This is a genomic window from Fontivita pretiosa, assembly GCF_050410795.1.
In the GTDB taxonomy this organism is placed as follows: Bacteria; Planctomycetota; Phycisphaerae; order Tepidisphaerales; family Tepidisphaeraceae; genus Fontivita; species Fontivita pretiosa.
Genome location: NZ_CP191258.1, coordinates 3,163,063 through 3,177,353, shown reverse-complemented (window position 1 = coordinate 3,177,353; position 14,291 = coordinate 3,163,063). Strand labels below are relative to the sequence as shown.

10 protein-coding genes are annotated in these 14,291 nt (G+C 63.0%); 5 read left to right on the top strand and 5 right to left on the bottom strand.

Annotated elements, in window-relative coordinates; genetic code table 11:
* Positions 1-32 precede the first annotated feature (32 nt).
* The 4 genes from ACQS5P_RS12820 to ACQS5P_RS12805 all read right to left on the bottom strand — a co-directional run bounded on the left by ACQS5P_RS12820 (position 33) and on the right by ACQS5P_RS12805 (position 7,239).
* Complete coding sequence (locus tag ACQS5P_RS12820) at positions 33-2,465, bottom strand: hypothetical protein (protein ID WP_428937009.1); 2,433 nt, start codon at positions 2,463-2,465, stop codon at positions 33-35.
* A gap of 210 nt (positions 2,466-2,675) precedes the next feature.
* Positions 2,676-4,976 carry a BatA domain-containing protein gene (locus ACQS5P_RS12815; RefSeq protein ID WP_428937008.1) on the bottom strand — a complete coding sequence of 767 codons (2,301 nt, stop codon included), beginning with the start codon at positions 4,974-4,976 and terminating at the stop codon, positions 2,676-2,678.
* A gap of 7 nt (positions 4,977-4,983) precedes the next feature.
* Positions 4,984-5,910: a DUF58 domain-containing protein gene (locus ACQS5P_RS12810; RefSeq protein ID WP_428937007.1), complete on the bottom strand. Its 927-nt coding sequence runs from the start codon at positions 5,908-5,910 to the stop codon at positions 4,984-4,986.
* Positions 5,911-6,141: 231 nt separating this feature from the next.
* Positions 6,142-7,239, bottom strand: coding sequence for an AAA family ATPase (locus tag ACQS5P_RS12805; protein ID WP_428937006.1), 1,098 nt, complete (start codon positions 7,237-7,239; stop codon positions 6,142-6,144).
* Between the two features lie 100 nt (positions 7,240-7,339).
* On the opposite strand from ACQS5P_RS12805, the gene mutM reads away from it, so the two are divergent.
* From mutM to ACQS5P_RS12780, 5 genes are all read left to right on the top strand, one after another.
* Positions 7,340-8,209, top strand: coding sequence for a bifunctional DNA-formamidopyrimidine glycosylase/DNA-(apurinic or apyrimidinic site) lyase (gene mutM / locus ACQS5P_RS12800; protein WP_428937005.1), 870 nt, complete (start codon positions 7,340-7,342; stop codon positions 8,207-8,209).
* 630 nt (positions 8,210-8,839) lie between these two features.
* Positions 8,840-9,154, top strand: coding sequence for a hypothetical protein (locus ACQS5P_RS12795; RefSeq protein ID WP_428937004.1), 315 nt, complete (start codon positions 8,840-8,842; stop codon positions 9,152-9,154).
* A 293-nt stretch (positions 9,155-9,447) separates the two neighbouring features.
* A complete protein-coding gene (locus ACQS5P_RS12790) occupies positions 9,448-9,882 on the top strand; it encodes a DUF6978 family protein (protein ID WP_428937003.1) in 435 nt (144 codons plus the stop codon).
* 8 nt (positions 9,883-9,890) lie between these two features.
* Positions 9,891-10,649, top strand: coding sequence for a DUF1829 domain-containing protein (locus tag ACQS5P_RS12785; protein WP_428937002.1), 759 nt, complete (start codon positions 9,891-9,893; stop codon positions 10,647-10,649).
* 96 nt (positions 10,650-10,745) lie between these two features.
* The gene (locus ACQS5P_RS12780) at positions 10,746-12,842 is read left to right on the top strand and encodes a DUF6785 family protein (RefSeq protein WP_428937001.1); all 2,097 of its coding nucleotides are present in this window, start codon (positions 10,746-10,748) and stop codon (positions 12,840-12,842) included.
* A gap of 99 nt (positions 12,843-12,941) precedes the next feature.
* On the opposite strand, the gene ACQS5P_RS12775 is transcribed toward ACQS5P_RS12780, so the two are convergent.
* A complete protein-coding gene (locus ACQS5P_RS12775) occupies positions 12,942-14,108 on the bottom strand; it encodes a sensor histidine kinase (RefSeq protein WP_428937000.1) in 1,167 nt (388 codons plus the stop codon).
* Positions 14,109-14,291: the final 183 nt, after the last annotated feature.

The window sequence follows — 14,291 nt, the reverse complement described above, 5'->3', positions numbered from 1 at the left end:
TCCGCAATCCTGAATTCCCAATCCGAAATCTCCTAAAGCATTCCATACACTTTACGCATCAGCCACTCGGCCGTGATCAGGAAAACGAACAAAAGCATCGCCAGCGGGGCATCCCACAGCGGCTGATTCGACTCGATGGGGATGACCCTGGCGGCGCTGGGGATGAGCGTGGGCAGCAGCTCGCGAGCCTGAGAAAGCTCGACGAGCTGCCCGCGCGTCTCGGAGGCGATCCGCGCCAGCGAGACGCGATCCACCTGCGGCTGGGCCAGCTCAAGCCGTGGCACGCTCACCTCGATCGGTACCTCGGCGCTTTCGGCGCCGCCAGCGATCGGCGGCAACTTCACCACGAACCGCCCGATCCGCTCGGCCGCGAAGGACAGCACGTACAGGTCGGGCTGATTCTCCTGGCGAAGGAGCATTTCCTGACGGACAAGCTGCCCGGCCGCATCCTGTATATCGACGCGAATCTGCTCGGGAAGTTGCCCCACAAGCTGCGGATCCAGCACCTGGAGCGCCACCCGCACCTGCTGGCCCAGCTCATAAACGGGTCGGGCACTGGCCAGCGTGAAACGACGCTGTCCCAGCTTCTTGCTGCGGGCAAGATAACGAAGCTGTTGCACCCAGTAGGTGTCGAAGATCGATTCGCCGGTGTAGTAACGCCACCGCCACGAGTCGTCGATCGCGCTGAACAGCGTTCGTCCGGCGCCGAATCGGCCCAGCACCAGGATCGGCGCCTTGCGTCCGTCCGGGCCGGTTTCCACAGGGTGCTCGGCGTAGACCTCGCCGACGCCGGGCTTGACGCTCACCCCTGTCAGATACCAGTAAATCAGGGGCAGGTCTTCCTTGAGATACTTGTCATTGACGGCGCGGTCGGCGAAGAAGCGGAAGATCGAGCTGTCGGCGCCGCTCTTGGTCAGCAGCGGGCGGAAGCCCTGCGTGATCGACCCGCCCGGGTCCGGCTGTACCCGCGCGATGTTCACCGGCAGGATCGCTTCGATCGGCGTGCCGCGATAGGCGATGGGCGACCATCGTGGCCCGGCGATCATGCCGAACCCCCCGCCGCGCTTCGCCACGAAATCCGCCACAAGCTGTAGCTGCGAATCCGAAAACTGCCGCGGATCCACATCCCCGAACACGATCACGTCGTAATCCAGCATCTCCTCGATGCTCTCGGGAAAGCGCGTAATCGGGCGGTCTCCCTCCTGATGAAAGCTCGGGTCGGCGCTGGTCAGCAGGCACGAGATGTCGATCGTGCGGTCGCGGATCATCTCGTTCTTGATGTAGCGGTACTCCCAGCGCGGATAGCCGTCCACGTACAGCACGTTGATCTTCGCATCCAGCACCGCCAGTTGGATCTCGCGCGTGTTGTCCTCGTCGTCGATTTCCCCGGGCTGCTGGACGGCCTCGATGATCAGATCGAGCTGGCCGACATCCTTGGGCAGGAACTGAAGCTCGGCCTCGACCGGGGCATCGCCGGCCTCCAGCCGCACGGTCTGCTCGACGGGCTTGCCGGACGGGTCGAGCATCTGGCTGCCGGTCTTTTTGTCCTTGAGCTGGACGGTCACATCCTGCCCCGCGGAGAACCCGCTGCCGCGGACGGCAACTCGGATGTTCACGATGTCGCCCTTGAAGGCGCTGTCCTGGGCCGCGACGGATTGGATCGCGATGTTGGTCGGCATCTTCTCCGAGCCGACGACGACGGGATAGATTTTGGTGCCGGCGTCGCTGAGCTGCGCCAGAGTTGCCGCCAGCGGTTGCGGGGGCGTGTCGCGACCATCCGTCAGAACCACGATGCCCGCCAGCCGCTGGCCCTGAAGATCGTCCAGCACCGCGCGGATGGACTTGCCAACCTGTGTATTCTGACCGGCGGGTTCAAGGGCTTGCAGGGTTGCGACTTCGGCAGCAAGTTGCGCATCAGCCCGGTCCTGCGGACCGCCACTCACTGCCGGCTGGGTTGCCGGCGCCAAAGCCAGGGGCGTCGCCGTCGAGTCGAACTTGTAGAAGCGCAGCGTGTGCGTCTTTCGCAGATCGCGAAGCAGCTTCTGATCCTCATCGGCCAGCAGCGCCACCGCCGCTTCCAGACGCGACTGGGGTTGGGCGTTTGGCTTCAGCGCCGCGTCGCGCACCCGCATCGAGATGCTGTCGTCAATCAGAATGGCCAGCACCGATGCTTCCGTGCGGCTCTGCCCAAGCGTCAGCACCGGGCGATTCAGCATCGCGATGACGAACAGCAGCAGGGTCATGCGGATGACGCCCAGCGTGATCTTCACGCCACGAGATCGCCCCTCGCGACGGTAGACCCACACCACCAGCGCCACCGCCGCCGCGATCAACACAAAGTTCCACGTCCCGGCGCCGACGTAGCTCTGTCCCGGCCAGGCCGGGTTGAACGCCACGCTGAACTCCCCCTCGCGGGAAAGAAAGCCTTTTTCCAGGCCGAGGATGATTTCCCAAATGCGCTGCATGAGTCTGGGGACCGAGGTTCCGAATTCGGATGCCAAAACTGAACTTTGAACCCTTAACCCGGAACCGTCTCCGTTTAAAAAGCCTGTCTGGGAATCCCCAGAACGGGCTGTCTGTGTGTCACGAGCCTCCCGCCCGCACAATGATCGCCCGCGCGGGCGCGACGCCCGTGACTCGGGCCGACGTCTTCCAGCTCGACTTCCCGCACCACCTCATCTGCGGTAATGCCCGAACCTCATCGCCAAAAAACACTCCAGGCCAACCAGCATCAGGACCAGGATCATCACGCTCCAGCCAAAGTCATTGCCGGCGTGCTCGGACTCGGCGGGCGGGGGAAGCTGCTCGTCGAACAGGGACAAATCGATCCCCCCAAGGGCTTTCTGGATCGCGGCCGCTTCGAGCGGGCGGATGTCGGCCTCATCCTCGGGCACGTTCACCGCGATCGGGATCGACTTGGCGCCGGTCGTCAGCGTGTACACGCCGGGCTTTTCCAGCGGCCGGCTGCGGTAGACCGCACGCCCGTCGGGCGCCTGCGTCTGCTCCAGCACCACCTCCGCCTGCTGCGGGTCCTTCAACGTCGGCACGGTGGTCAGCTTGAGGGTCGGAGGGATCTGAAGCGTCTGCCCGACCAGCAGATTCAACCAGCGGTCCGCCGCGCTGACGCTGCCGCAGATCAGCTCGTGCATGAGCGGCACATAAGCTGGCTTGGCCGGAAGGGTCGTCCACTCGGCGCCGGCGGTGGTGGAGACGAAGACGACGCGGCCTTCGCCAAGGCTGTGCACCGTGATCGCCGGGTCCGCCCCGCCGCCGGAGTTTGCGTTGGCGGTCTGGTGCTGCTGATAGTTCAGCACGCGTTCGACGTGCCCGTCATTGGGAAGCTCAACTCGCCAGTAGGTGAAAACCTGCGCCGTTTGCAGGCCGGTCTGCTCCTGGTTCTCGAAAATCGCCAGCAGCGGATGCAGTCCGCCGCGGGGCACGTCGAAGTGGAACGGCTGCTGATCGCCAGCGACGCTCATGCGGCGACTGAGCGTACCGGGCATCAGTCCGCGCGGCAGCAACACCTGGTTGTAGGCCTCTGCGCTGACCGCCTCGCCCATGAAAACCACGACTGTCCCGCCCTGCTGCACGAAGGCGCGAAGCTGATCCGCCTGCGGCGGCGAGAGCTGCGACACGCCCGCCAGGATCACAGCGCGGTATTCGCCCAGCACTTTGTTGCCGAATTCCAGGTCGCTGATCACTTCCGGAAGAATGTAGCTGCGGGTCCGTGCGTGCGTCGCGGTGAAGCGGGCGCCTTCTTCGCTCGGCGGAGCCAGCGCAAGCTGGAGAAATGCGCCGGAACTTGCCAGCGGGCCGATCCCCCGCTCGCCCTCGACGATCAGCACGCGCATCTCCGCCGCCACGTCGATCACCCGCCAGCGCGTATCATCCACCTTCAGTCGATTGTCGCTGGCCAGGCTCGCGCTGATCACATGCAGCCCGCCCTGCTGGATCTGCGCCTGCGCTTGCGTCTGTGGCGGCGTGTTCAGCTCGGGGCGTATGGGTCCCCCGCCGGGAAGCGGCTGGTCATCCAGCTTCCACTGAAGGTGCGTTTCGGTGCTGGCTCCGTAACCGCGCACCAGGGCCTGGAAGGCATTTTCGAACTGGGCGCGGACGAGATTGGCGGTGGGTTTGACACTGAGCACCGCGTGATTCCACTGTCCCTGGCGCGCCAGATTGAAGTGCGCGATGCGGTAGATCGAAGCAAGCTCGCGACCGAGCGACGCCAGCGCCTCGGCCGGCGGGGCTTCCCAGGCGCTGCGGGTCGAATCGCTGAAAATGTAGAGGCTGCGCGAGGGCTGGGCGGATTCCTCGCGCCCGATCTCCAGCGCCTTCTGCAACGCCCCGAGCAGATCCGTGCCGCTGTAGGATTGCTGCACGCGATCGACGGCGGCTTTGGCGGCTTCCAGATCGTACGTGGGCTTGGCGATCACCGCCGCCGCAGGCTGCGACGCGGTGATCAGCACAACCGACTCCCCGCCCGCCGATAAACGGTCGATCACCCGCTTGGCCAGGAGCCTGGCCTGATCGAGGTGCGTCCGGGCATCGGGGCGATCGGCCTGGTAGGCCATCGAGTAGCTGTTGTCGATGATCAGAACATGAAGCCCCGCGCGGCGCCCCGCGATCGTCGCCAGGGACGACCGCTCGCAGCCCATCGGCCGGGCCAGCGCCAGCCCCAGCAACGCCAGCACGCTGCACCGCACCGCCAGCAGAAGCCACTGCTCGAAGCGCAGTCGTCGGCGGTTCTTCCGCAGCGCCTGAAGCAGAAACGTCATCGCCGCCCACTGCACCGTTCTGAAGCGACGGCGGTTGAGGATGTGGATGATGATCGGGATCGAGGCCAGCAGTATCCCCGCCAGCACGAAGCCCGGCGTGACAAAGCCGATCGCGAGAATGGCAATCCAACCGCTCATCATCATGTCACGGGCGTCATGCCCGTGCGGGTACTGCTGGCACGGGCCCGACGCCCGTGACACAAGCTCACTACTTCATGCTCGCGGCGCGAGTCGCCAAAAACTGGCTCAGCGCCACGTCCAGCGTCTGCCCGGAATCGAACCGTTGAAAGTCGATGTTCATTCCGCGGCAGGTTTTTTTCAGCTCATCGGTGAACATCCGCAGTTGCTCCAGGTAGCCGTCGCGCAACGCCCGCGGCTCGGTGAGCAACTCGCCCATCTCTTCCAGACCCTTGAACAACGTCACATCCTCGAAGGGGAACTGGATCTCCGTCGGGTCCAGAATCTGAAAAACCATGATTTCGTGCTTCTTGTACCGCAGGTGGCGCAGCCCCTGTCGAATCCCCTCCAGCTCGTCGAAAAAATCGCTCAGGATCACCAGCAGACTTCGGTGGTTCAGCTTCTCGGCAAGCTGATCCAGGATTCGGCCCATGCTGGTCTTGTTCCATCGCGGCACCTGCTGAAGCTCGTTGATCACGATCTTCCACTGTCCCGGAGAGTTGCTGGGCTTGAAATACCGGCTGAGCACCTGGTCGAACACCGCCAGCCCCACGGAGTCCTGCTGCTGGATGGCCATGTACGACAGCGACGCCGCGATCGCGGTGGCGTGGTCGTACTTGGTCCATGTTGCGTCGCCGTCGGCGCGGACGGTTCCGTACCCCATCGATTCGCTGGCATCCACGACGCAGATCAGGTGAAGGTTGGTCTCCTCCAGGTACTGCTTGAGGTAGATCTTGTCGGTCTTGGCCATCACCTTCCAGTCGATGTGGCGGATGTCGTCGCCCTGGACATAGGGCCTGTGCTGCGCGAACTCGACGGAGATGCCCTGATACGGGGAGCGGTGCATGCCGGTCATCAGCCCCTCGACGATCAGCCGCGCGCGCAGATCCAGGCTGCTGATCCGCGCCAGCGTGCGCGGGTCGAGGTACTTGCGATAATCGGCGACGGTTTCAGGCATCAGCGTTGTCACCGACGGCACAGCAGCGTTCTGCCGGGCGATTGCTCATGCACAACAACTCGATCATCACTCATTACCTGATGAACCATTGTCCTTTCGTTTGCGGCCGCTCATTCTGGGGCATGCGCTTCCTGACGTTGCGCAGGCGCCGTTCCGCAACGCGAGCAAAGAACTCGCGATTCACCGGGTTCTTCGCATCGTTTGCCCGCATGTTGCGCATCCTTCTGATCCTCACGCCGCCGGCTGATCCCTCAGCAGCTTCGCCATGCTCGCGTCCATCTCGTCGTACTGCTGCCGGGGGATGAAGTCGATCAGCCGCCTCACGATCGTGTCGCTCTTGATCCCTTCGGCCTCGGCGTTGAAGTTGGTCACGATGCGGTGCCGCAGGACCGGCAACGCCACCTGACGGATGTCCTCCGTGCTCACGTGATACCGACCCTTCAGCAGCGCGCGGGCCTTGCCGGCAAGGATCAGATACTGCGACGCCCGCGGCCCGGCGCCCCAGCTCACGTACTCGCTCACGAAATCCGGGATGTTGCCACCCTCCGTCTTTCGCGTCAGTCGTGAAAACTGAAGCGCATAGCGAATCACGTGATCGGCCACCGGAACCTTCCGCACGATCTCCTGAAGCTGCATCACCTCCTCGCCGCTGAGGATGTGCTTCAGCTCGACCTTCAGGCTCTGGGTGGTCAGGCGAACGATCTGGAACTCCTCGTCCTCACTGGGATATCCCACGTTGATGTTGAACATGAACCGGTCGAGCTGCGCCTCGGGCAGCGGGTAGGTCCCCTCCTGCTCGATCGGGTTCTGCGTCGCCAGTACGAAGAACGGCTGCGGCAGGCGGTGCTGTTTGCCGCCGGCCGTCACCTGATGCTCCTGCATCGCCTCCAGCAGCGCCGCCTGCGTCTTGGGCGGCGTGCGGTTGATCTCGTCGGCCAGGATCACGTTGGCAAACACCGGCCCGCGCACGAACCGCAACTGCCGCCCGCCGGTCGTCTTGTCTTCCTCGATCACTTCCGTGCCGGTGATGTCCGAAGGCATCAGGTCGGGCGTGAACTGGATTCGGCTGAAGCTCAGCCCCAGCGTCCGCGCCAGCGTCGAGATCAGCAGCGTCTTGGCCAGCCCCGGCACACCCACCAGCAGCGCGTGCCCGCGGCAGAACAGCGCGATCAGCAATTCCTCGATCACCGCCTCCTGCCCGACGATCACCTTCCCCAGTTCGGCGCGCAGGTCGTGATACGCCTTCTGGAGTTTCTCCACCGCCGCCAGTTCATCAGCGCCCAGGTCGGTCTGTTGCGGCTGGACGATTCCGATTTTCTGCTGCTCCATGAACGATCCTTTGTCAATGGACGACACAGGTATACTATCGCCCCATCAGGTGTGATGCGCCCAAAGGCGCAAAGTTTCTCCCAAATGATTCCGGCTGCCCATGCCCGAGCTGCCTGAAGTGCAAACGGTCGTGAACACGCTGGCCGGCAGGATTCTAGGCCGGCGGATCGCCGCCGTTCAGTTGCTCCGCCACGACATCGTCAATCCGCCCGGCTTCAACCTGGTTCAGCGCCTGCAAAACCGCATCTTCCGCAACGTCACCCGTCGCGGCAAACGCATCGTCTTCAGCCTTGACGATGGCAACCGGTTCTACATCCACCTGGGCATGTCCGGCCGGCTCACGCTCGAGCCAGCCGACAGCCCGGTCCTCAAACACACCCACCTGATTCTTCGGCTCGTCACAGACGCTACAGCCGACAGATCGCACGCCGGCCTGCACCTCCGCTTCCGCGATCCGCGTCGTTTCGGCGGGGTGTGGTGGATCGGATCCGAGACGGACGGCAACGGACGCGATGACAAGATTGGCCCCGAACCGCTCGCCCTTCGTCCGGCGCAGCTCGCCAGGCGGTTGGCGCGCACCCGCCGCGCGATCAAGTCGGCCCTGCTCGATCAGACCCTCATCGCCGGCTTGGGCAACATCTACGCCGACGAGTCCCTCTTCGCCGCGCGCCTGCATCCTCTGACTCCGGCCAACTCACTGGACGCTGAGCAGATCGCGCGGCTGAATCGCGCCATCAAGACCACTCTTCGCCGGGCCATACGACATCGCGGCAGCAGTTTGCGGGACTACGTCGATGCCGACGGCCTCGCCGGCGCATTCCAGAACCGTCATCGCGTCTACGACCGCGCCGGCCAGCCCTGCCCCGCCTGCCGCACCCCCATCGCCCGCATCGTCCTCAGCGGCCGATCGACCTGCTTCTGCCCGAAGTGCCAGCGGATCACCAAACCTTCCCGATGGAAATCTCCGTGAAGGCCTCTCCTGGATGTTTGCATCCGACCGAGCCGAATCCGCCCGTCAACTTCTGGCGGCGAACGACGGAAAGTTTTTTTGCTTTAAGCTGGAGCTGTCGACCACGGATGAGAGCCAGCAACTGGTGATGAGGCAGTCGCTATCGTCACCGGCGTGTTTTACGTCTGCGAAGTTCACTGTTAGAATGCTGCGAACAGGATACGCCAATGAACTATTGGCTGGACTTGTTCATGGGAACCACGTGGGACGAGTTTCGTAAAGCGAGATCGAAGGTCGCCGGCTTCCGAAAGCGGCTACGAGCCACGCGCGCAGCATCGTGCCTCGTGACATCTTCTTGTGTTATCTCACAGGGTTCAGCGCTGGGTCGGTGCACTGGAGATCGTCGGACCGAGTGCGGATTCAACTCGGATCGGAAGAGATGAAGACTTTCCTGTGCGATTCGAGGTCCGCTGCTTGTGCTCGATGCGCAGCACGGAGTAGGCATGGAGGCGCTGGAAGGAAAAGTCTGGTTCTACCGCCGCCCAAAGAATCGCCCTGGTTTTCGCGGGTTTGTCAGAATGAGCCCGCACCGTTTCCGTGAGCCACAAGACGCGCAGTTGATCATGCAGTTGCTCGAGAAGATGAGAGCGCATGCTGTCGCTGGCGCGGGAGCCCTTTTACAAAGCACGAAGAAAGAAGGGCAAGGCGACCGTTGAAACTGCCGTTAGCGCACCAGAGCCGGAGCGGACCGAGCCGACTCCTTGCGATGACCGAGCGGAGCTTGAGGAGTCTACGGCGACGCGGCACACGGAGATTCAGTATTACCTTTTGCTTGCAGTTGTGGGTCGCGCGCAACGATCGGTCGCGGCGCTACAACGGCGACAGGTTCCTGGCATCGTGGACGAACTACCCACGCAGTTTAATGAAGCCACGAACCGCACGATCGAGCTGATTGACGTGCTCTGACTGAAAGGAAACTCCGTGATCGCAGCATTCGAAGTAGAATGCACGACAGCGGTTTACTCAGGCTTCCGGTGTATGAGCGACTTGCTGGCCCTTCAGCGGAACCTCGACATCGAGTTGTACCTCGTCGCACCGGACGAGCGCAGGGACAAGGTCGAATCGGAGATTCTGCGTCCGAGCCGCTTTTGCGGCTTCGTTTGGCGAAGTCAATCAGCCTGGAGTTTCTCTTTCATACGGCTGAATTCTCCAGCACGGCAGAAGTCGACAAGTGACGGACATCGGGAAGGATACTATTGATGCTGACACAGGCCGTCGGAGATGCCTTGATCGCGATGCCGAAGCGACTGGATGAGCGCCGAGCTCTGAACTTCCCTGGGCCGGGCGAGAAAGCCTCTTGGAATGCTTCATCATCCGACGGCAGGGAGCGGTTTCTGATGGACGTTAATCGAAGTCAAATGAAGCTCCTGAAATGCACCTATCAGGAGCGATACCGGATAACGGAGATCTTGGTCCGGCTCGATCTGGATGGGCCGCCGCACTGCAATCCTGATGGGGAGATGATTACCGGGCCACACATCCACACGTACCGTGAAGGCTATGCCGACAAATGGGCGATGCCGTTGCCTGAAGAGCGCTTTGGCGATCCAACGGACCTGGCCCGAACATTTCGGGAATTCCTAGAGTTTTGTAATGTACAAGAGGTGCCTGCAATCCAAGCGGGGCTTCAATGAGCATAGACTTGGACTGCAACAAGTTGGTTAACGATTACCTTAGCTGGCTGCGGTCCAACATCTCCGTCTGCAAGATCGGCCAGGCTTGCGAAATCACCGCGCCGTTTCTTGATCGTCACAATGACTTCGTGCAGTTCTACGTTCGACCGGAGGACGGAAGGTTGCGCCTGAGCGACGACGGATACACTGTCCGCGATCTGGAACAGAGTGGCGTTGACTTCTCCTCGGCCCGCCGATTAAGACTGCTTCAAACAGCGTTGAGGGGGTTTGGTGTCGCCAAGCGCGGAGACGAACTGACCACTGAGGCGCGGCCGGACGAGCTTCCACAGAAGGTGCACGCTCTGCTGCAGGCCATCGTTGCGGTGAACGACATGTTCGTGACAGCCAAGCCCATCGTGGAGACGCTCTTCCACGAGGACGTAGAGCAGTATCTTCGCTCACACCGCATTCGATTCACGCCCAACGTGCAGTTCATTGGCCAGAGTCATCTCGTGCACAATTTCGACTTCGTCGTCCCGGCCTCTGAACAAGCGCCGGAACGCATCATCCGCGCAATCAACCGTCCGAGTCGAGACAGCATCACGTCCTTGCTTTTCGCTTGGAGCGATACAAAACAGGTGCGACCGGCAGAGTCGCAAGCTTACGCGTTTCTTAATGACGAAGAAAAATCACCCTCGGGGACATTGATCAACGCGCTGAAGGAGTATGGTATTGAGCCGGTGATTTGGTCGCGTCGGGAACAAGTTGTCGATCGGCTTGCTGCATGACGGGTGTCAGCGCGACAACGTCGATACGGTTGTTGCGCCCGCCCGACGGCCAGCGCCGTCCCCAAACCCTCGCCCGCCCGGTAAGATATCCCGCCGATGCCCGAGCTTGCGCCGCTGGCCTCGCAGACGACGCCTTCGCCTGTCACCGGTCGCGCCGTGGCGCTGGGGCTGGTGGGCACGATCCTGATCTGCGCCCTGACCCCCTACAACGATTACGCGCTGAACAACACTTTTCTGGTCGGCAACAACCTGCCCCTGGGCGTGGTCATGCTGCTGTTCGGGCTGTCGGTGCTGATCAACGGCCCGCTCAGTCGCTTCGCGCCACGTTACGCGCTGAGCAGCGGCGAGGTCGCCGTCGCGTTCGGCATGACCCTGGTGAGCTGCGCCCTGCCCAGCAGCGGGCTGATGCGCTACTTCCCCGCCTCGCTTACCGGGCCGATTTACTTTGCCCGCACCAATGCCGAGTGGCCGCCGATCCTCGAATCGCTCAAGCTGGCGCGCTGGATCTATCCCAGTTTCGCAGGCGAGAGCCCGCGCGACTGGATCAATGATCCGATCGCCTACGGTTTTCATAACCGCTGGACCGAGCCGGGGCCGATCCCCTTCGCCGCCTGGATTCGCCCGGCATTCACCTGGGGCATCTTCCTGTTCGCGCTTTATGGGGCGATGCTGTGCATGGTCGCGATCCTGCGTAGCCAGTGGTTCGAAAATGAGCGCCTGCCCTTCCCGCTGGCGCAGATCCAGCTCGCGCTGGTTGAGCAGCCGCCGCCCGGGCGGTGGCTCAATTCCATCCTCGCGCGGCGAAGCTTCTGGATCGCCTTTGCGGGGGTTTTCCTGCTGCACGCGTACAACGGGCTGTCGAATTACTTCCCGCGGCACATCGCGCGAATTCCCGTCTACTACAACATTCACGACATCATGAGCTCCCCGCCCTGGAGCTACGTGGACAGCAAGATCAAGGACGCCGCCGTTTTCTTCACCGCTTTCGGCGTGGCGTACTTCCTGCCCGGATCGGTCTCGTTCAGCCTGTGGTTCTTCTACATTCTGGCCAACGTGCATCGCATGCTGTTGGGCACGTTCACGGGCGATCCGACCGACCACGGCCGCGGCGACCAGCACTTCGGCGGGATCATCGCCTACACGCTCATGATCGCCTGGATCGGGCGTCATCACTGGCGGCTGGTGATCGCCCAGGCGTTTCGCGGGGAGCGCGGCGGCGAGCCGCGCGGGCTATATCTGTCCTATCCGTCCGCATTCTGGGGTTTGATCCTCTGCGCTTCGATCATGATCGGCTGGCTTGTCGCCGCCGGCGCCACCGTCGTGGGCGCAGCCGTCGTCGTGGCGCTGATGCTCACCCTTTTCATGATCATCACCCGCATCATCGCCGAGACCGGCCTGATCCACGGCCAGCTTCAGGTTCCGCTGATGAAGCCGTGGACACTGCTGGTGCTGGCGGGCGTGCAGCGTCCGGTTCCGCTGGAGACGTATCACCTGACCAACCTGCTTCAGACCGTGCACTACGACTTCCGCGAAGTCGTGCCGGTTTACGCATCGCACGGCCTGAAGGTGATGGACCAGACCGCCTTTGCGGACCGACCGCGCGACGAGCAGGATGAGCCCGAGTGCGAGTTTTGCCTTCGGCGTGCAATCGGCATGAAGTTCATCGCCCTGCTGATGATTGCGCTGCTGGTCGGCTACGTCGTGAGCTTCGCCAGCATGCTCTGGACCGAATACCGCTTCGACTCGACACAGGATGTCTCACACCGATCGCCGATCAACGAATGGGGCTCGATGATCAACCCGACGTACACGATCAGCTCGACGGTGGCATACGCCCAGGGGCGGTATTATCCGCAGCACAGCGTTCCCGGGCACATCACCGCCGGATTCGTCATCACCAGCGTGCTGGCGTTTCTGCGATTGAGTTTTCCGTGGTGGCCGCTGCATCCGGTGGGATATCTGATGATCATGACCTTCCCGGGGGCACATTTGTGGTTCAGCATCATGCTCGGCTGGCTGGCGCGGACGCTGATCCTGCGTTTCGGCGGCGCCGGCATGTACACCGCCGCCAAGCCGTTCTTCATCGGGCTGATCGTCGGCGAGTCGATGGCCGCCGGCTTCTGGCTGGTCGTCGGCATCGTCCTCAGCGCGCTGAATATCCCCTACAGGCCGGTGAACATCATGCCGGGGTGAACAGCAAGGCGCACAGCCACAGATTCAAGACGACGCCAGGGGATGGGCCGATGAGCAACCGCTCTGATCGCTTGCCCCCTTCACTTCGTGCCTGCGTGTCTACTTGGGCGCAGCCAGATCCAGATAGAACGTCGTGCCCTTGCCCGGCTCCGATTCGGCCCAGAGCCGCGCGCCCAGCAGCTCGGCGGCCTGGCGGGCGATGAACAGCCCCAGCCCGGTGCCCTGCTGCCCGTAGGTTTCGCCTCGCACGTAGGGGCGGAACAACTCCTGCATCCGCTCGGGGGCGATACCCGGCCCGCGATCCGCCACCGCGACCCGGCAGGCAACTTCCGAGGGCAGCGCGCCACCGGCGGCGCCGATCGCCCGCACCGTTACCGGCTGTCGCCGACCGTATTTCAGCCCGTTGGACACCAGATTCTGCACCACGATCGTGACGAGCTGCCGATCCGACTGAAGCCGCAGCTCCGGCGGGTCGACGAACGTCTGAAGCTCGATCTGCTCATCCCGCAACTGATACTCGAAGATCCTGCGCAGCTCCGCCAGCACGTCCTTGACGTTGAACTCGGCGACTCTGACGGGCATGCGCCCCAGCCGCAGGCGTTCGGCGTACAAGAACCGCTCCATCGTCCGCACCGTGTCCAGCACCGAACGTCGAACCACGTCCAGATCTTCCACGGCCTGGGCGAACTGCTGCTGGCGTGACAGCTCGCGTTTGAGCACTTCGATCATCAGCACCGCTCCGTTCAGTCCGCCGCGAAGATCGTGCGACACAAACGAGAGGAACTTGCTCATCGCAGCCGTTTCCCTCTCGATCGCCGCACGCTGGAAATCCGCGAACGCTACCGCCGCCTGACGCAACGCCACGTCGATCCCCTGATGCAGCGCCACCGACTCCTCGGCATGCAGATCACGCCCAAGCGCTCGCGACAGCTCCTGAATCACCACCCGCCGAAGCACGGCGTACTCCATCAGCAACTGGTTGAGGCTGAAGTCCTGGTGGAAGCGCGCTTCCCCATGTGCCGGAGACAAGTCGATCAGGCGGTCGGTCCTGGCCGGATCGTCCGATCCCAGCGCGTCGGCGATGCGATCGAGCAGGGCCGGCAGGCTGTTTTCAAGCTGCCTGCGGGTCATCTCGTCGGCCTGCGGGAGCAGCGCGCGCACCGCGTCGCGCCAGCGACTGAGGATGACCGCCTTGCGCGCTCGCAGCCCCCCGGCCAGCTCCGGCATCGGCCTCAGTCGCAACTCGTCCATGGGGGGATTGATCATGATCGCTTGGCTTCTCCGGCAACTGAATCGTTCAGACCTTTTTACGCAAGCCTGACTTTATCTTCTCCGGCAGCCGGGTGAGAGCGGATCGTGGCTGGCGGCGGTCCGTCGGCTCCGCTACGATTCCTGCGGCGCTCGGTTCGCGTGGCCTTTTCACCGCGGAGGTTTGTGTTGCGCTCCGGG